Source organism: Nesterenkonia sp. YGD6 (genome assembly GCF_022565895.1).
GTDB lineage: Bacteria > Actinomycetota > Actinomycetes > Actinomycetales > Micrococcaceae > Nesterenkonia.
This window is the reverse complement of record NZ_JAJOYY010000007.1, coordinates 25,716-44,239: the sequence shown is the minus strand read 5'-3', so window position 1 is coordinate 44,239 and position 18,524 is coordinate 25,716. Positions and strand designations below refer to the sequence as shown.

14 protein-coding genes are annotated in these 18,524 nt (G+C 67.3%); 7 read left to right on the top strand and 7 right to left on the bottom strand.

Translation table 11 applies throughout. The features are described from left to right. Positions 1–268: 268 nt before the first annotated feature. Positions 269–1,501, top strand: a complete 1,233-nt coding sequence (locus LTI14_RS11695; protein WP_241476628.1) for a saccharopine dehydrogenase family protein — start codon at positions 269–271, stop codon at positions 1,499–1,501. A gap of 298 nt (positions 1,502–1,799) precedes the next feature. Here LTI14_RS11695 and ychF read toward each other — a convergent pair whose 3' ends face one another. Beyond that, complete coding sequence (gene ychF, locus LTI14_RS11690; protein WP_241466188.1) at positions 1,800–2,885, bottom strand: redox-regulated ATPase YchF; 1,086 nt, start codon at positions 2,883–2,885, stop codon at positions 1,800–1,802. A gap of 255 nt (positions 2,886–3,140) precedes the next feature. On the opposite strand from ychF, the gene betT reads away from it, so the two are divergent. Genes betT through LTI14_RS11675 form a run of 3 tightly spaced genes read left to right on the top strand, consistent with a single transcriptional unit; the run spans position 3,141 to position 8,354 of the window. Beyond that, complete coding sequence (gene betT / locus LTI14_RS11685; RefSeq protein WP_241466186.1) at positions 3,141–5,285, top strand: choline BCCT transporter BetT; 2,145 nt, start codon at positions 3,141–3,143, stop codon at positions 5,283–5,285. Between the two features lie 9 nt (positions 5,286–5,294). Then, the gene (locus tag LTI14_RS11680; protein WP_241476627.1) at positions 5,295–6,788 is read left to right on the top strand and encodes an aldehyde dehydrogenase family protein; all 1,494 of its coding nucleotides are present in this window, start codon (positions 5,295–5,297) and stop codon (positions 6,786–6,788) included. Positions 6,789–6,797: 9 nt separating this feature from the next. Continuing rightward, the gene (locus LTI14_RS11675) at positions 6,798–8,354 is read left to right on the top strand and encodes a GMC family oxidoreductase (protein ID WP_241466182.1); all 1,557 of its coding nucleotides are present in this window, start codon (positions 6,798–6,800) and stop codon (positions 8,352–8,354) included. 127 nt (positions 8,355–8,481) lie between these two features. On the opposite strand, the gene LTI14_RS11670 is transcribed toward LTI14_RS11675, so the two are convergent. Continuing rightward, on the bottom strand, positions 8,482–9,243 hold the full coding sequence (locus LTI14_RS11670) for a histidine phosphatase family protein (RefSeq protein WP_241466180.1): 762 nt from the start codon (positions 9,241–9,243) through the stop codon (positions 8,482–8,484). Between the two features lie 115 nt (positions 9,244–9,358). Between LTI14_RS11670 and rmuC the strand changes: the two genes are divergently transcribed. Next, positions 9,359–10,576 carry a DNA recombination protein RmuC gene (gene rmuC / locus LTI14_RS11665; RefSeq protein WP_241476625.1) on the top strand — a complete coding sequence of 406 codons (1,218 nt, stop codon included), beginning with the start codon at positions 9,359–9,361 and terminating at the stop codon, positions 10,574–10,576. A 126-nt stretch (positions 10,577–10,702) separates the two neighbouring features. Here rmuC and LTI14_RS11660 read toward each other — a convergent pair whose 3' ends face one another. The 5 genes from LTI14_RS11660 to LTI14_RS11640 form a co-directional block, all read right to left on the bottom strand. Continuing rightward, positions 10,703–12,364, bottom strand: a complete 1,662-nt coding sequence (locus LTI14_RS11660; RefSeq protein ID WP_241466171.1) for an SLC13 family permease — start codon at positions 12,362–12,364, stop codon at positions 10,703–10,705. A gap of 192 nt (positions 12,365–12,556) precedes the next feature. Continuing rightward, positions 12,557–13,744 (bottom strand): MFS transporter, encoded by a 1,188-nt coding sequence (locus LTI14_RS11655; protein WP_241466169.1) that lies wholly within the window; start codon positions 13,742–13,744, stop codon positions 12,557–12,559. Positions 13,745–13,772: 28 nt separating this feature from the next. Continuing rightward, complete coding sequence (locus LTI14_RS11650) at positions 13,773–14,537, bottom strand: sulfite exporter TauE/SafE family protein (protein WP_241466167.1); 765 nt, start codon at positions 14,535–14,537, stop codon at positions 13,773–13,775. Positions 14,538–14,633: 96 nt separating this feature from the next. Further along, positions 14,634–15,758, bottom strand: a complete 1,125-nt coding sequence (locus tag LTI14_RS11645) for a 4-hydroxy-3-methylbut-2-enyl diphosphate reductase (protein ID WP_241466166.1) — start codon at positions 15,756–15,758, stop codon at positions 14,634–14,636. Between the two features lie 107 nt (positions 15,759–15,865). Beyond that, a complete protein-coding gene (locus LTI14_RS11640; protein WP_241476624.1) occupies positions 15,866–16,798 on the bottom strand; it encodes a hypothetical protein in 933 nt (310 codons plus the stop codon). A 95-nt stretch (positions 16,799–16,893) separates the two neighbouring features. On the opposite strand from LTI14_RS11640, the gene xseA reads away from it, so the two are divergent. After that, positions 16,894–18,195 (top strand): exodeoxyribonuclease VII large subunit, encoded by a 1,302-nt coding sequence (gene xseA, locus LTI14_RS11635; RefSeq protein WP_241476623.1) that lies wholly within the window; start codon positions 16,894–16,896, stop codon positions 18,193–18,195. Continuing rightward, the gene (locus tag LTI14_RS11630; protein WP_241466160.1) at positions 18,192–18,467 is read left to right on the top strand and encodes an exodeoxyribonuclease VII small subunit; all 276 of its coding nucleotides are present in this window, start codon (positions 18,192–18,194) and stop codon (positions 18,465–18,467) included. Before xseA ends, LTI14_RS11630 begins: the two co-directional genes overlap by 4 nt. The last annotated feature ends 57 nt before the right edge of the window (positions 18,468–18,524 follow it).

The following is an 18,524-nucleotide window of genomic DNA, read 5'->3' as shown; positions in this document are numbered from 1 at the left end:
GGATAGACCCTAGATCACGTGCGGCAGGTAGCCCAGCCCTAGTCGGTTCGCTGGGGCCGTCTCGAAATTCATTGAGCTACACGTTAAACCTGAACTCCACCACGTCGCGTCACGGATAACCTCTGCGGTTAGAGGACTGGGCAGGGCACCACGCCCCGCGAACTAATGATGATCTGTGATCTGGTTCTGGGGTGACGGAGCGCTTCAGCGCTAGGAGAGGGATTCACTTTCCGGTGCCGGTGCCGGTCTGCTGTGGAAGACTGCCGGCATGGAGTCCACAACGCGCGACCACGACCTCGTCCTCTTTGGTGCGACCGGCTTTGTCGGGGAACTGGTTGCTGGATACCTTGCGCACCACGCTCCACCGGACCTGCGAGTGGGACTCGCGGGGAGGTCGAGGGCAAAGCTCGAAGCCGTACGGTCCAGACCGCCCGTCGCCGCTCATGACTGGGCCATCATTGAGGCCGATACGGGGCGCCCCGACTCGCTCGCGGCCATGGCCACGGGCACCAGAGTTCTCTTCACCACGGTGGGTCCCTACGCGAAATATGGACTGTCGGTTGTCGAGGCGTGTGCCCGCGCCGGCACCCACTACGGGGACCTGACGGGCGAGGTGTCCTTCGTCCGTGAAGCTATCGACCGTTGGGATGCCCTTGCGAGGAGTACAGGTGCACGGATCGTCCATGCGTGCGGCTATGACTCCGTCCCGTCGGACCTCGCGGTGCTCCTCCTGCACCAGGCCGCGCAGGCTGATGGCGCGGGCGGACTGACCGAGGTGCAGCTCGTCGCCCGGGCGAAGGGCGGCTTCAGCGGCGGCACCATCGAGTCCATGCGTGGTCAGCTCGACGGTATGAGGACGGACCCTGTGCTGCGATCGCTCGCGGGCGATCCCTACTCCCTCAGTCCAGACCGGACGGCGGAGCCCGCGACCCGGCAACCTCCGGATCTGGGGTGGATCAGCCGTTCGGATGACGGCCCGTGGGCCGCGCCCTTCATCATGGCGTCGGCGAATACGCGGATCGTACGTCGCAGCAATGCCCTCCAGGGTTGGGCCTACGGTCGGTCCCTGCGGTACGGCGAAGTGATGGGTATGGGGCGAGGGCCTGTCGGCGCCGTCACCGCCGGGGCGACGGCGCTTGGCCTGCGGCTGTTCGGAGCCGCACTGGCCCTACCCTTGACGAGGAAATTACTGGACCGTGTCCTTCCGTCGCCCGGTGCGGGCCCGAGCGAGGCCGCGCGGCGCTCAGGCTGGTTCCGTTCCCAGGTGACTGCTTCCACGGAGAGCGGCCAGCGCTATCGTGCCATCGCAGCCGGGCCCGGCGATCCGGGATACGCCGCCACCGCCGTGATGGCCGGAGAGACAGCGCTCTCACTTGCCCTCGACGGCGACCGTCTGCCGCCCGCCACAGGATCGCTGACCCCGGCGACCGCCCTCGGCAACATTCTGGTTGAGCGGCTGCGCGAGGCAGGTCATACCTATGAAATCACGTCCCTCACCTAACGCCGGAAGTGAGGCACTGGGCGTGCTTAACGTCTAGAGAAAAGTTGGAGGCCCGCTCAGCAGGACGGAAAGCAAGCCGTGTCCTCAGGCAGACAAGCGAATGAGCTCGAAAAGCAGGAATTTTGCGTGGACCCTGAAACCAGTCACCGGCCCCCTACTTGAACCTTCCGCTGTCCTCCAAGGGCAAGTCGCAGCTCGATGGCGTGAGTGAACTCTCTAACGACGCGGATTCAGTGGCCAAACCTGACCACGACGAGAACGATCGGAAAGAGATGAAGTCTGTGGTCAGGAGCTGATGCTAAACATTGAACCTGAACTCCACCACGTCGCCGTCCTTCATGATGTATTCCTTGCCTTCGATCCGGACCTTGCCGGCGGACTTGGCCTCCGCCATCGACCCCGCAGCCACCAGGTCATCGAAGTTCACGATCTCGGCCTTGATGAAGCCGCGCTGGAAGTCGGTGTGGATGACGCCGGCCGCCTCGGGCGCCGTCGCTCCCTTGTTGACCGTCCAGGCGCGGGTCTCTTTCGGACCGGCGGTGAGGTAGGTCTGCAGCCCGAGCGTGGCGAAGCCGACGCGTGCCAGCTGATCCATGCCGGACTCGTCCTGGCCGTTGAGCTCGAGCATCTCGCGGGCCTCCTCCTCGGAGAGCTCGACGAGGTCGGCCTCGAGCTTGGCATCGAGGAACACCGCATCGGCAGGGGCCACCAGGGCGGCGAGCTCGGCCTGCTTCTCGGCGGAGTTCAGCACGCCTTCATCGGCGTTGAACACGTAGATGAAGGGCTTGGCGGTGAGCAGGTTCAGCTGGGCCAGGTGCTCCATCTCCAGCTTGTCCTTGGTGATGGAGCTGAAGATGGTGTCGCCACGCTCCAGGGTCTTCTGCGCAACCAGGTAGGCATCCAGGGTGGCCTGCTCGGCCTTGCGCCCCTTGACCTGCTTCTCCAGCTTCGGGATCGCGTTCTCCATGGTCTGGAGATCTGCGAGGATCAGCTCGGTGTTGATCGTCTCCATATCTGAGGTGGGATCCACCTTGCCGTCCACGTGGATGACGTTCTCGTCCTCGAACACCCGGACCACCTGGGCGATCGCATGGGCCTCACGAATCGTGGCGAGGAACTGGTTGCCCAGCCCCTCCCCCTCGGAGGCGCCCTTGACGATCCCGGCGATGTCGACGAAGGAGACGGTCGCGGGAAGGATCTTCTGCGAACCGAAGATCTTCGCCAGCGCGTCCAGCCGCTCGTCAGGCAGATTCACGATGCCCACATTGGGCTCGATGGTGGCGAACGGATAGTTCGCCGCCAAGATCGACTGACGAGTCAGCGCGTTGAACAGGGTCGACTTGCCCACATTGGGTAGTCCTACGATTCCGATAGTCAAAGCCACGGTCACCTAACCTACCGTCCGGACAGCCCCTGCGGCGACTTCCAGGGCCTTCCCGGCTCCGACCAGCGCGCCATAGACTGAGACTCCGTTCACTATGTGGACCGAGTCTCGACAGATTCAGGAGATTCGGGTCACATCCACCGCCCCCTGGTGCCCCGGACGCGACTCACCCGTGTCTAAGATGCCTGAGGCTCAATCACTCGAACCTACTGATACACAAGCGCACTGACTCAGCACTGGAAGGAACATAATTTCATGGCATCGGCCACGCAAGACGTCCCGAGTGACGTCCCGAGCGATGTCCAGGGGGACGGCTCGAAAGGTGCTCCTGCACACTCGAAAGTAAATCTGCCGGTCTTCCTCGGCTCAGCGGCGATCATCATCGCCTTCACCTTGTGGGCCTGGCTCGCACCAGGCGCCGCCTACACCACGCTCGAATCCGTCTTCCTCTGGATCGGCGCGAACCTCGGCTGGTACTACATCCTCACCGCAGGCATCGTGGTGGTCTTCGTCCTCATCGTCGCCTTCTCCCGCGTGGGCCGGACCAAGATGGGACCCGACCACTCCACACCGAAGTACAACCTCTTCACCTGGACAGCGATGCTCTTCGCTGCCGGCATCGGCGTGGACCTGATGTTCTTCGCGATCTCCGGACCTGCCACGAACCTCACCACAGCCCCCGGCGTGGAGGTGGGCTCCTCCGCGGCCACCGAGATGGCCGTGCTGTGGACGCTGTTCCACTACGGCATCCCCGGCTGGGCGATGTACGCGCTGATGGGCATGGCCTTCGGTCTCTTCGCCTACCGCTACCACCTGCCGCTGAGCATCCGCAGCGCGCTCTACCCGATCATCGGCAAGCGCGCCCAGGGCGTCACCGGCGACGGCATCGAGATCGCGGCCGTCGTGGGCACCATCTTCGGCATCGCCACCAGCCTCGGCATCGGCGTGGTCTTCTTGAACTACGGCCTCGAGTGGCTGTTCGGCATCGAGCAGGGCACCGGTGCGCAGATCGGGTTGATCGTCCTCTCGGTCATCGTCGTGATCTTCTCCAGCGTCTCCGGCGTGGATCGCGGCATCCGCCGGCTCTCCGAGCTCAATGTCATCTTCGCCGTCATCCTGCTGATCTACGTGCTGATCGCGGGTCAGACCACCTACCTGCTCAACGCCCTGGTGAAGAACATCGGCGACTTCGCCGCGTTCTTCCCCTCGATGCTGCTGAACACCTTCGCCTATGACCCGCCGGAAGGTGAGTGGCTCGAATGGTGGACGCTGTTCTTCTGGGCATGGTGGATCGCCTGGGCCCCCTTCGTCGGGCTCTTCCTGGCCCGCATCTCCCGCGGCCGCACCCTGCGCCAGTTCATCATCGGCACCCTGATCATCCCGTTCGGGTTCATCCTGCTGTGGATCTCGATCTTCGGCAACGGCGCGATCTGGGAGTTCCTCAGCGGCAACACCGAGTTCATCACCGCCGCCGTCGAGGCCCCCGAGTCCAGCTACTACCTGCTCCTGGAGCAGTACCCCGGCGCGACCTTCACCATCGGTCTCTCGGTGATCACCGGTCTGCTGTTCTACATCACCTCCGCCGACTCCGGCGCCCTGGTGATGGCGAACTTCACCTCGAAACCGCTGAGCCACTCCGACGACGGCGCCCCGTGGCTCCGCGTGTTCTGGGCTCTGGCCACCGGTGCCCTGACTCTGGCGGTGCTGATGCTCGACGGGGTCTACACCTTGCAGATGGCCACGGTGATCATCGGGCTGCCGTTCTCGGTGGTCATGTATGTGCTGATGATGGGCATCTGGCGAGCGCTGCAGATGGAGCGCTACAACCGTGAATCGCGTGAGGCCACCCTGCCCTGGATGGTCTCGGAGCGCAGCCAGGACGCCGGCGAGCGCAGCGGCCTGAGCTGGCGCCGTCGTCTCGCCCGGGGGATGCACTTCCCCACCGCGAAGCAGGCCACCGAGTTCATCGACACCGTGGCCGCCCCGGCGGTGGAAGACGTCGCCGAGGAGCTGCGCGACCAGGGCGCAGACATCAGCTGCGAACGGGGCCTGGTTCCGGAAACCCAGATTCCGCACATCGATCTGCACGTCTACTTCGGCGAGCAGACCGAGTTCAAGTACCAGGTCTACCCGATCGCCTACTCGGTGCCGAGCTTCGCGCGCAGCGTGCGCCCGACCGAGGAGACCTACTACCGCGTGGAGACGTTCTCTGCCACGGGCTCGGAAGGCCATGACCTGATGGGATACACCCGGGACCAGGTCATCGCCGATGTCCTGGACTCCTACGAGCGCCACCTCGCCTTCCTGACCATGAGCGAAGAAGGCGGGCAGTCCTCATCGCTGCACACCGGCAGCAACATCCCAGATGACTGGGACCACGACCGCACCACCGGAAGCTGAGGAACACATATGAGTAGAGCAGAGCAGGTCTCAACGTTGTTCATCGACGGGCAATGGGTTCCGGCCCAGTCCGGCGAGACGCGCACCATCCACTGCCCCGCAGACGGCTCCGAAGTGGGTGTCGTCTCCGAAGCTGGTGAGGCCGACACCCTCGCCGCGATCGCCGCAGCCCGCAAGGCCTTCGACTCCCACGTCTGGGCCGACACCCCCGCCGCCGAGCGCGGCGCCTTCGTCCTGGCCGTGGCAGACGCCATCGAGGCGCGCAAGGACGAGTTCGCTCGCGCCGAGGCGCTGGACACCGGCAAGCGGTTCGTCGAGGCGCAGATCGACATGGACGACATCATCGCCTGCTACCGGCACTTCGGGAAGCTCGCCGATGCCGAGTCAGGTCGCCTGGTCGACGCCGGGGACCCGACGGTGCTCTCCCGGGTCGTCTACGAGCCGGTCGGAGTCTGCGCGATGATCACCCCGTGGAACTACCCGCTGCTGCAGGCCGCCTGGAAGATGGCGCCCGCCCTGGCCGCGGGCAACAGCTTCATCCTCAAGCCCGCGGAGCTGACCCCGCACACCGGCATGCTGATCATGGACGTCTATGACTCCCTCGGTCTGCCCGCCGGTGTGGCGAACCTGATCACCGGGGCCGGCGCCACCGCCGGTGCGCCGCTGGCCTCCCACCCTGATGTGGACATGGTCTCCTTCACCGGAGGTGTGGTCACCGGACGCAAGATCGCCGCGACTGCTGCGGAGACGGTGAAGAAGGTCGCCCTGGAGCTGGGCGGGAAGAACCCCAATGTGGTCTTCGCCGACGCCGACTTCGACGCCGCGGTGGACAACGCGCTCAACGCCGGCTTCGTGGACTCCGGCCTGGTCTGCTCCGCAGGCACCCGGCTGATCATCGAGGAGTCGATCAAGGAAAAGTTCGTCACCGAGCTGGTCCGCCGCGCCGAGAACATCCGGATGGGCGGGCCCTTCGAAGAGACCGCCGAGACCGGACCGCTGATCTCCGCCGAGCACCGCCAGAAGGTGTACGACTACACCCAGCGCGGCATCGAAGAGGGCGCCACGCTGCGCACCGGACACCACTTCGGCGGCGAGGAGCACCGCAACGGGTACTTCTACGCCCCCACCGTGCTCGACGACGTCAAGCGCGGCATGTCCGTCGTGAAAGAGGAGGGCTTCGGCCCGGTCATCACCGTGGAGACCTTCACCACCGAGGCCGAGGCCATCGAGACCGCCAACGACACCATCTACGGCCTCGCCGGAGCGGTCTGGACATCCGACCGCGGCACCGCCCACCGGGTGTCCTCACGGCTGCGCCACGGCACCATCTGGATCAACGACTACCACCCCTACCTGCCGCAGGCGGAGTGGGGCGGCTTCAAACAGTCCGGCGTCGGCCGCGAGCTGGGTCATATGGGCCTGGACGAGTACCGCGAGTCCAAGCACATCTACGAGAACACCGAGCCCGCCGTCACCGGCTGGTTCAGCATGCCGGAGAACTAAGGAGACCCTGTGGAGAACACCACTTTCGACTACGTCGTGATCGGCGGCGGATCCGGCGGCGCCGCCGTCGCCGCCCGCCTGTCCGAGGACCCGAACGTCACGGTGGCCCTGCTGGAGGCAGGCCCCACCGATGCAGATAAGCCAGAGATCCTGCAGCTCAACCGCTGGATGGAGCTGTTGGAATCAGGCTTCGACTGGGACTACCCCATCGAGGCCCAGGAGAACGGCAACTCCTTCATGCGCCACGCCCGCGCCAAGGTGCTCGGCGGCTGCTCCTCGCACAACTCCTGCATCGCCTTCTGGGCGCTGCGCGAGGACATGGACGAATGGGAGGCGATGGGGGCCACCGGCTGGAACGCCGAGTCCACCTACCCGCTGTTCAAGCGGCTGGAGACCAATGACGCCCCCGGCGACCACCACGGCCGCAGCGGCCCCGTGAATCTGATGACCATCCCGCCGAATGACCCCTGTGGCGTGGCGCTGCTGGACGCCTGTGAGGAACAGGGCATCCCGCGGGTACAGTTCAACTCCGGGGAGACCGTGCTCAAGGGTGCGAACTTCTTCCAGGTGAACCGACGCCAGGACGGGACCCGGGCGTCGTCGTCGGTCTCCTACCTGCACCCGATCCTGGAGCGGGCGAACTTGAGCGTGCTGACCGACACCTGGGTGCGCGAGATCGTCTTCGAGGGCGACCGTGCGGTCGGCGTGGACGCGGTCAACAACGCGTTCGGCCGGGCGCACCGGATCAGCGCGACCAAGGAGATCGTGCTCTCCGCGGGCGCGATCGACTCGCCGAAGCTGCTGATGCTCTCCGGGATCGGCCCGGCGCAGCACCTGGCCGAATTCGGCATCAACCCCCGCGTGGACTCCCCCGGCGTGGGCGAGCACCTGCAGGACCACCCCGAGGCGGTCATCGCCTGGGAGGCCAGGCAGCCCATGGTGGAGGACTCCTACCAGTGGTGGGAGATCGGGATCTTCGCGCCCACCCGTGAGGGTCTGGACCGCCCGGACCTGATGATGCACTACGGCTCGGTGCCCTTCGACATGCACACTCTGCGCCAGGGCTACCCGACCGCGGACAACACCTTCTGCCTGACCCCGAACGTCACCCACGCGAAATCGCGCGGGACGGTGCGGCTGCGCTCCAAGGACTATCGGGACAAGCCCAAGGTGGATCCGCGCTACTTCACCGACGCCGAGGGCCATGACATGCGCGTGGCGGTGGAGGGCATCAAGCTGGCCCGCCAGATCGCCGCGCAGCCCGCCATGGCGGACTGGGCCGGGCAGGAGCTCTTCCCGGGTCCTGACACGCAGACCGACGAGGAGCTGGCGGACTATGTGACCCGCACGCACAACACCGTCTATCATCCGGCCGGATCCGTGCGGATGGGCGCCGATGACGATGCGATGTCACCGGTGGACTCTCAGCTGCGGGTCAAGGGCGTGCAGGGTCTGCGCGTGGCCGATGCCTCGGTGATGCCGGAGCTGACCACGGTGAACCCGAACATCACCACCATGATGATCGGTGAGCGCTGCGCGGACCTGATCAAGGCGGCCAACGTCTAGGTCTTGCACCGGCCCGGCCTCCCGGGACACCCCGCATCGAGTGGGCGATCTGAGTGAGTCTTCCTGCCTTCAGGGGCGAAAGAATCCCTCAGATCGCCCACTCGTCTGTGTCAGGCGGTGTTGCCGCTCAGATCGCGGTCGTCTTCTCACCCGGGTTCAGCAGCTCCGGGGAGAGGTTGATCAGCCGCAGCCTGGCGTGATCGGCGATCTGGGCGTCGGTGAGCGCCCGGATCGCGCGGGCCTCGGCGTCGTCGTCGTGGTCCTCATCGAGACCCGAGTTCGGCAGCGAGGAGGAGACCGGGCCCTTGGTGAGCGGGATGTCGAGCACCGTGACCGAGGCCGGGGTCAGCGGGATGAACTGGGTCCGGTCGATGAGCCCCAGGCCTTCGAAGAGCACCCGCAGCGCAGCACCATGGGAGACGAGGACGGCGGTGCGCACCTCAAAGCTCAGATCCGCCGAGGACGTGGGTGCGGTCTCCGCGGTGGCGCGCACGATGTCCGCGAACGCTCCGGTCATCCGGGTCTGCAGCGCCTGGTGGGTCTCCCCATCGGCGGGGGTGTAGCTGCCGGCGCGCCAGCCCTCGAAGTTCTCCGGCTCGGCGTCCCGGATCTGCGCGGCATAGGCGCCCTCCCACTCGCCCAGGTTCTGCTCGCGCAGCTCGTCCCAGATGCGCGGGGTCAGATCCAGGCCGAACTCGGCGAAGGTCTGCTGGGTGCGGACCAGGCTGGAGACATGAGCCTGTGCGGGGTGCTGCGCGCGGATGAAGGCGCCGGTGGTGCGCGCCTGCAGCGCCCCGGAGTCGGACAGCTCGATGTCCGAATGGCCCTGCAGCCGGTGCGCCTTGTTCCACTCGGTCTCGCCATGGCGGACCAGCAGGATGCGAATCATGGATCTCCTCGGGCTTTCTCGCGTCTGGGTTATCGCGTTCGGATTCTCGGGGGAGGTTCAACCTCAGGCTCTCTCGCGCCACACTATGTCAGTGCCCGGTGACATGCTGGGTGTCATGACCAATCTGTACTTCTTCGCCGCTGTCCTGCTCGGTGTTCTGCTCGGCGTCCTGGGCAGCTGGCTGGTGCTCTATCTGCTGCGCCGCGGCACCGAGGACGCCGCCGCGCTGCGCGGTCAGCTGCACGGCGCACAGACGGACCTCGTCGACGCCCAGGCCCAGCTCGTGTCGGCGCAGCAGGAGCTGGCCACCGCAGAAGGCCGGCTCTGGGAGCTCGAGCGGCGGCGCGAGGAGGATTCCGAGGCGGCCAGGGAGCGCGAGACGCTGGTGGAGATGCTGCACCCGGTGCGTCAGGGCGTCACCGAGATGCACCGCCGGGTCCAGGAGCTCGAGACCGAGCGGGCCGCCCAGCACTCCCGACTCTCCCAGCAGCTGACCTCCGCCGCAGAGACCGATGCGCGGATCATCGAATCCACCCAGGCGCTGCTCGGGAGCCTGCATTCGACCTCGGCGCGCGGACACTGGGGCGAGGTGCAGCTGCGCCGGGTGGTGGAGTCCGCCGGGATGCTCCCCCATGTGGACTTCACCGAGCAGCACAGCGGACGCGGGACCGACGGGCAGCTGCTGATCCCAGACATGGTGGTGCACCTGCCCGGTGGACGCCAGCTGGTCCTGGACGCGAAGGCCCCCTTGAACGCCACGGACCCCAAGGCGCAGGCCAAGGCGCTGCGTGCCCGGGTGGATGAGCTGGCGAAGAAGCGCTACTGGGAGGCGGTGGACCTCTCCCCCGATGTGGTCTTCTGCTTCGTCCCTGCCGAGTCTCTGCTCTCGGCGGCGATGGAGGCGGACCCGATGCTGCTCGATGACGCGCTCTCCAAGGGCGTCACCCTGGTCTCCCCGGCCTCGCTGCTGGCCTCGCTCAAGGCCGTCTCCGCGGCCTGGCGGCAGGAGCGGCTGGCGCAGAACATCCGCGAGGTCGTGGATCATTCCCGCGACCTCTACCGCCGGCTGGCCAAGATGAGCGAACATCTGGCCCGCACCGGGGACCGGCTGCGCCAGGCGGTGACGGCGTACAACTCGCTGATCGGCAACATCGAGCGTCAGGTGCTGCCCAAGGTGGAGGCGATGAGCCGGCTGGAGGTCGGTGAGCCCACCGCCACCTCCGCGGAGGGTCTGCTGGAGGACCTCGGCGAGACGCTGAGCACCACCACGGTGAGCACCGAGGTCAACCCGCTGGGTCCCCGGCTGGAGTCTGAGCGCAATCAGGGGCAGTGAAAAGTCAAGGACAGTGAAGAGTCAGGGGCAGCGATCCGCGCTGACGCTGCGGTTCACTGCCCCTGACTTCGCTGTTGTGAAGTGCCCTGCTCCTCGAGAGGACGGGCATGTGGGAGCTCCTCGGTGCTACAGGGTCAGGCCGAAGACCCAGACCAGGATGGTCATGCAGACCGCGGTGATGATGACGACGCCGGCCACGTTGAGCCAGACGCCGCCCTTGATCATCTGCCCGATGGTCACATAGCCGGAGCCGTAGGCGATCGCGTTCGGAGGTGTGGCCACCGGCAGCATGAAGGCGCAGGTCGCGGCCAGCGCCACCGGGGCTGCGAGGATCAACGGGTCGACACCGGTGCCCATCGCCACGCCGGAGGCGACCGGAAGGAAGGTGGCCGCCGTCGCCGTGTTCGAGGTCATCTCGGTGAGCACCAGGATGCCCAAGGCCGCGACCAGGACCAGGACCCAGACCGGGATCCCGGCGAGGCCCTCGACCTGCGTGCCGAGCCAGACGGAGAGCCCGGAGTTGCCGAACTGAGCCGAGAGGGCCAGGCCTCCGCCGAAGAGCAGCAGCACGCCCCAGGGCAGCTTCGCGGCGTACTCCCAGTCCAGCAGGCGCACACCCTTGGCGGCGCCGCCGGGGAGCAGGAACAGCAGCAGACCCACGACCATGGCGATGCCCGCATCGGAGATGAACGGATCCTCCATGCCGAGCAGGTTGGTGGAGATCAGCGGGATGAAGACCCAGGAGGCCGCGGCGAGCACGAAGATGACCAGCACGCGCACCTCGGCGGCGGACATCGGACCGAGCTTGCGCAGCTCGTCACGGATCAGGTCACCGCCGCCGGGGATGTCGTCGATCTCGGGGCGGAAGAGCACCCGGGTCAGCAGGACCCAGGCGATGACCAGCATGATGATCGAGATCGGCACACCCACGAGCATCCACTGGCCGAAGCCGATGGTCAGGTCGTGGTTGGCCGACATGTGACCGGCCAGCAGCGCGTTGGGCGGGGTGCCGATGATGGTGCCCAGGGAGCCGATGGATGCGGCGTAGGCGATGCCGAGCATCAGGGCGGTGCCGAAGTTCGACTTCAGCGCCTGGTTCGTCTCTTCCTCGTCGGCGTGCTTGGCCGTGGCCGGGTCCTCGCCCTTCATGATCTTGCTGACCAGCATCAGCACCGAGACGCCGATGGGCAGCATCATCACCGCGGTGGCGGTGTTGGAGACCCACATGGAGAGGAAGCCGGTGGCGATCATGAATCCGGCGATCAGGTTCACCGGCTTGGAGCCCATGGCGCGCAGGGTCATCAGCGCGATCCTGCGGTGCAGGTTCCAGCGCTGCATGGCCAGGGCGAGCATGAAGCCGCCCATGAACAGGAAGATGATGTTGTTTCCGTAGCTGGCGCCCACGTCGTCGACGGAGACCCCGCCCACCGCCTCCTCGGCGCTGCCGAAGTCCCCCGCGGGGACCAGCAGCGGGAAGATGATCAGCGGCAGCAGCGCCGTGGCCGGGATCGGGATGGCCTCGGTCATCCACCACACTGCCATCAGCACCGCGGTGGCGGCGGTCAGCCGGGGCCAGACCTCCATGTCCCCGGGCATCACGGTGTAGACCAGGAGCGCCAGGACGACGCCGCCGATGAGGCCGATCATCCGGCGCAGCAGAGCCGGGCGTTCGAGGCCCTCGGCGCGAGCACCGACTGAGAGCTCTTCGGACTCGGCCTCCGACTGCGTGCGGGGGTCGTATTTCTTCAGGTGGTCGCCTGAGACACGTGAACGCGGAGGCGTCGTCATTGCCGGTACTCCTGCTGGTGGGGTGCTGGGGTGCGCTCTATCTGGTGACAGGGCTCACAGAGTCTACGGGGACTCAGGATAAGTTGCGACCTTGAACCGAAATGATGACGAGCGAGCTGTGGTCACCCTGCTCGAACTGGGCGCCGTGGTGTGCCTGGGCGCCCAGGTGTGGGGCGCTCAGGTGTGGGGCGCTCAGTCCCTGGGCAGGACCACGACGGCCAGCACGGTCGCGAGCCCGGCGAGTCCGAGCACCATCAGGACCGTCCCGGACCAGCCCGCGGCGTTCAGCGCGGTTCCGCCGAGGTAGCCGAAGATCGAGGAGCCGCCGTAGTAGCCCAGGTTATACAGCGAGGCCGACTGGGCACGACCGGCCGTGGCGGCCGCACCGACCCAGCCCGAGGCGACGGCGTGGGCGGCGAAGAACCCTGCGGTGAGCACCACGGTGCCCAGGATGATCACCGCCAGATGCGGCACCAGGGTCAGTCCGACGCCCAGGATCATGATCAGGTTCCCTGCGATCAGCACCGGTTTGCGCGAGTATCGCGCGGCCAGCCGTCCGGCCCGCGGGGAGGACCAGGTGCCGGCCAGGTAGGCGAGGAAGACGAAGGAGACGATCCACAACGGGATCGAATACGGCGGAGCGGAGAGGTGGAAGCCCAGGAAGTTGTACATGGCCACGAAGCCGCCCATGGTGAGGAAGCCCTGCAGGTACAGGGTCCAGAGGGTGGCTGAGCGCAGGTTCCCGGTCAGCGCCGGCACGATCTCGCGCAGCCGGACCCGGCGCGGGGTGAAGTTCTGCGCGATGGGCGCCAGCCGCAGGAACACCACCACGCAGGCCACGGCGATCAGCGTCACGGTGAGCATCCCGATCTTCCAGCCGAGCTGCTCCCCCACTGGGGCCGCCACGATGCGACCGGTCAGACCGCCCAGCGAGGTCCCCGAGATATACGTGCCCGCCGCGGCCACCGCGATCTTGGGACTGACCTCCTCGTTGAGGTACGCCACGGCCAGTGCCGGCACCCCGCCGAGCATGAACCCCTCGATGAAGCGCATCAGCAGGGTGAGCTCGAAGCCCTGGCTCACGAAGAGGACGGGCATGAGCACCGCAAGGATCCCGAAGAAGCAGGCGAGGCTGATCGCCCAGATCATGGCCTTCTTCCGCCCGTGGGCGTCCCCGATATAGGACCAGGGGATCACGCCGAGGGCGAGCCCGAGGGTGGCGGTGGAGATCATCAGCGCCGCTCGGTCGGCGGAGACCTCCTGCTCCGTCGCGATCAGCGGCAGCAGGCCCTGGGGCGAGTAGAGCTGGGCGAAGGTCGCCACCCCGATGAAGAACAGCGCGATGAGCAGTCGGCGGCTGTGTGCGCTCTGCGCGGTCATGGGAGCGCCCCTGTGGTGTGCGCACCCGTCATGCCAGGACGTCCATGGTGCCGCGGATGATCGCGCCCGCTCCTCCGAGTCCGGCCAGCGTCATCGCGAGCGTCCGCGCGGTGGGAATGGACACGCGTTTGGCCAGCTGCGTGCCGAGCAGGATTCCCACGATCACGGTCACCACGATCACCGGGAACAGCCATCCCAGCGGAGGCCCGGCCTGACCGTTGACCTCCACCGAGCCCATCAGCAGCTTCGTGATCACCGAGACCGCACCCATGGTCATGAAGATCGGTTGCAACGTGGCCGCGAAGCTGCGATGGTCCCAGCGCGAGACCCGGGAGTAGATGACCATCACCGGCCCGGCGACGCCAGAGGTGGTGTTGAAGAATCCGCCCAGCAGCCCTGCGAAGAGTCCGGCGCCGCGGCCGGGCAGATGCGGCAGCTTCGGCAGCGCGAAGGTCACCAGCAGCGCGAAGACCACGATGGCGCCGACGATGATCGACAGCCAGCCTGCGCTGAGCTGCCCGACGACCCAGGCCCCGGGAATCGCGCCCAGCACCGAGGCGGGCATGATCAGCCAGAAGCGCCGCCAGCTGACATGGGACCAGACCGCGATCATGATCAGGCCGCCGGAGACGAAGGTGGTCATATTGGTCACCAGCACCCCGAAGGCGGGGCCGAGAAGGATGGAGAGCACCGGGGCGACCACCAGGCCCACACCGGTGCCGGAGACCCGTTGGAGGATGGTGCCGATCAACACCGCGGCCGCGATCACCGCAGTCATGCCCAGCACCGTCATCTCCTCATCGTATGTCAGCCCAGGTCATGCCCGGACCGGGCGCACCGCTCCCCCACGAACAGGGCCCAGAACTGGAACTCGGAGGCTCTTGGGGGCTCAGGAGGTGGAGCAGGCGCTGCGCTTGCGGCCACCGGTGCCGACGTCGTCGTGGCCGGCCTGGGTGAGCGCCTTGCGGATCTCCTTGGGCAGCGAGAACACGATGTCCTCTTCGGCGGTGATGACCTCTTCGACCTTGCCGTAGCCGTAGTCGGCGAGCAGCCGAAGGACGTCGTCGACCAGGACCTCGGGGACCGAGGCTCCGGAGGTCACCCCGATCGTCGCGGCCTCCTGGAACCAGGCCTCATCGACCTGGTTGGCGTAGTCCACGCGCTCGGCGCGGGCGGCGCCGTACTCCTTGGCGACCTCTTTGAGCCGCACGGAGTTCGAGGAGTTCTCGGAGCCCACCACGATCACCAGATCCGACTGCGGAGCGACCTTCTTGATCGCGGCCTGTCGGTTGGAGGTGGCGTAGCAGATGTCGTCTGAGGGCGGATCCTGCAGCTTCGGGAAGCGCTCGCGCAGCTTCTGCACGGTCTCCATGGTCTCGTCCACCGAGAGCGTGGTCTGTGAGAGCCAGATCAGCTGATCAGGGTTGCGCACCTGGAGGTCATCGACCTCCCAGGGACCGTTGACGATCGTGGTGTTGTCCGGCGCCTCGCCGTAGGTGCCCTCGACCTCTTCGTGGCCCTCGTGGCCGATCAGCAGGATCTCGTAGTCGTCCCTGGCGAAGCGCACGGCCTCGCGGTGAACCTTGGTGACCAGCGGGCAGGTCGCGTCGATGGTCTGCAGATTCCGACTGTCGGCCAGGTCTTTGACCGCCGGGGAGACTCCGTGGGCCGAGAAGACGAGCAGCGCACCCTCGGGGACCTCATCGGCCTCCTCGACGAAGATGACGCCCTTCTCCTGCAGGGTCTCCACGACGTGTCGGTTGTGCACGATCTCTTTGCGCACGTAGACCGGAGCACCGTAGGTCTCCAGCGCCTTCTCCACGGCGACGACGGCGCGGTCAACCCCGGCGCAATAGCCGCGCGGCGCCGCGAGCAGCACCTTGCGCGGACCGGTGAAGGTGGACTCTGCGGCCACTTCCTCGGGGCTGCGGCGCCGGCGGGGCACCATCGGCATGGGGACAGCGATGTGCTGTCGCCGGGCCGAAGCGTCGGGAGCGGTGGCGGTGGAAGTCATGGGGCTGAGTCTACCGGCGGGTGGCTGGGGCCGTCACACCATGTCCCTGGTTGAAGTCACCGGGTGAAGCCCCAGTTCGGGTCACCGGATCAAGCCGCCGGCCAAGGTCACCGATCGAGGCCTCGCGGCGAGGTCACCCTTCGGCTGCTCCGCGCGGCCACACTGCCGAGCAGTCCGACGACGACGGCGGCGCCCGCCGCGCCGCTGAAGACCCACCAGGCCGGCTGGGCCCATGCGGTGATCTGCACCTCGAGGTGGTCCACCAGGGACTGGGTGGCCGCATCGGTCACTGCGCCGAACTCCGCTGCCGCGACGGTGAGCGCGATCCCGAGCCCCAGGCCCACCCCGAGCAGGCCGCCGAGGGCCAGCGCCACCCATCGGCTGCGGCCCGGTCCCAGCAGAAGGCCCACCGCGACCATCACCCCGGCCAGGACCGCGAGCACCAGCCAATGTCTGCTGACCTCGGCCAGCAGCGCCCAGGTGTAGGGATCGGCGCCCTCTCCGGTGGTGGCTTCGATGTCCACCACCACCTCGGGGGCGAGGAACTCGAAGCTGGCGGTGTCCAGGAAAGGCAGCCAGCCCAGGGCCGAGTCCAGACCCTCGCGCAGCGGCCCGGTCATGGCCTCCGCCATCGGGCTCAGATCCACGGCGAGGTCCAGGTCGCTGGACTGCCCTGTGGTGCCCTGATCGAACATGGTCTCCAGCTGCGCGGCGTAGTCCACCCGGGTGCCCTGCAGGGTCTCGTCCCAGGCGGCGTCGATCTCCTCGTTCTCCAGCATGGAGGCCACGATGGAGTCCACGGCGGAGTCTGCCCGGTCACCGAGCAGATTCGCCAGCCCTCCGGGCAGCTCAGACTCCATCTGATCCAGCAGCGTCTCGGAGACCAGCTCGCTGAACCCCTCCTGCTGCGGGAGCTCGCCGGCGATCTGCCGAATGGGCTCGTCCTCGCGCAGGAGCTGGTTGGCCTGGAACCCCGCCAGCGCCGAGCCGGCCAGCACCGCGGCCAGCAGCAGCGAGATGACACTGAGCACCTGGCGCATGTGGATAACTCCTTCAACCATGTCAAGGGGGTGGCATAGGCTGTAAGCACCATAGCGAACCTTCCGGGGAGACCGTCGATGATCGAAGGCAGAACATGAGCGAGCCGGCACAGGCGCAGGACACCTCGGCGGAGACGCCGTGGGCGCTGAGCACCTATTCCGGCAAGCTCAAGGCCCATATCGAGGCGGCACCGCCGACCTGGGTCGAAGGCCAGCTGGTGGAGTTCAACCTGCGCAACGGCAACGCCTGGATGACCCTGCGGGACCTGGAGCAGGAGGTCTCGTTCTCCACGGTGGCCTGGCGCACCGTCGCCGGCAACCTCAGCGGGACCGTCCAGCCCGGCTCTCGGGTGGTGGCCCTGGTCAAGCCGAACCTCTATGAGAAGTCCGGGCGGCTCTCGCTGGTGGCCCAGCAGATGAAGCCGGTGGGACTGGGTGACCTGCTGGCCCGGATCGAGCAGCTCAGGCAGCGCCTCGCCGCCGAGGGCCTCTTCCGGTTGGATCGGAAGAAGCCGCTGCCGGTGCTGCCGCTGCGGATCGGGCTGATCACCGGCCGGAACTCCGACGCGAAGAAGGACATCCTGCGCAACACCCACGCCCGCTGGGCCGCCGCGCAGTTCGAGATCCGTGAGGTCGCGACCCAGGGACCCGGCGCGCCCCAGGAGGTCGCGGCGGCCCTGGCCGAACTCGACGCCGACCCAGCGGTGGAGGTGATCGTGATCGCCCGCGGCGGCGGCGCCCTGGAGGAGGTGGTGCTGCCCTTCTCCGACGAACGCCTGATCCGCGCCGTGGCGGCGGCCCACACACCGGTCGTCTCCGCCATCGGACACGAGGCGGACCGCCCGCTGCTCGATGAGGTCGCCGATATGCGCGCCTCCACCCCCACCGGCGCCGCGAAGCTGCTGGTGGTCGATGAGGCCCAGGAGCGCGATCAGCTCACCCACGCCCGCGAACGCATGTCAGCCGGCGTCCAACGGCTCATCGGTCGCGAGACCGAATGGCTTCAGGCGCTGCGATCCCGGCCGGTGCTCGCCCAGCCCCAGGACATGATCACCGGGCGCGCCCAAGAGCTGCTGATGCTGCGGCGTCGCTCGCTCTTCGGCATGGAGACCGCGTTGCGCCGCGACACCGACTGGGTCGCACAGACCCGGGCTCGGGTCCGGTCGCTCTCCCCGCAGTCCACCCTTGACCGCGGCTACGCCGTGGTGCAGACCCAGGGCGGCGCAGGCTGGGACGTCCTGCGCGACGCCGGCACCGTGGCCGTCGGGGATCGGCTGAGCATCATGGTCGCCTCCGGCGAACTCACCGCCCGCGCCGAGGAGATCTTCCCCAGAGACCGCAGGGCCGCTCAGGCCGAACACGATGCACAGATCCAGAACCGAGAGGCAGCGCAATGACCGACGACGGCAGCACCACAGGAGCACCGACCTCGAAGTCCACCGAGTTCAGCACCGCGCAGACCGAGGACATCGAGACTATGAGCTACGAGCGCGCCCGGGAGGAGCTCATCTCTGTGGTGACCAAGCTCGAGACCGGCGGCGCTCCGCTGGAGGAGTCACTGGCGCTGTGGCAGCGCGGTGAAGCCCTGGCCGACCGGTGCGAGCGCTGGCTCGACGGCGCCAGGACCCGTCTGGAGGAAGTCCGCGCGGAGCTGACCGAGGACAGCTGAGCTCCGGGGCGGCCGGTGAGGGCCTGGCCGGTCACCATGGACCGCAGCCCAGCCGGC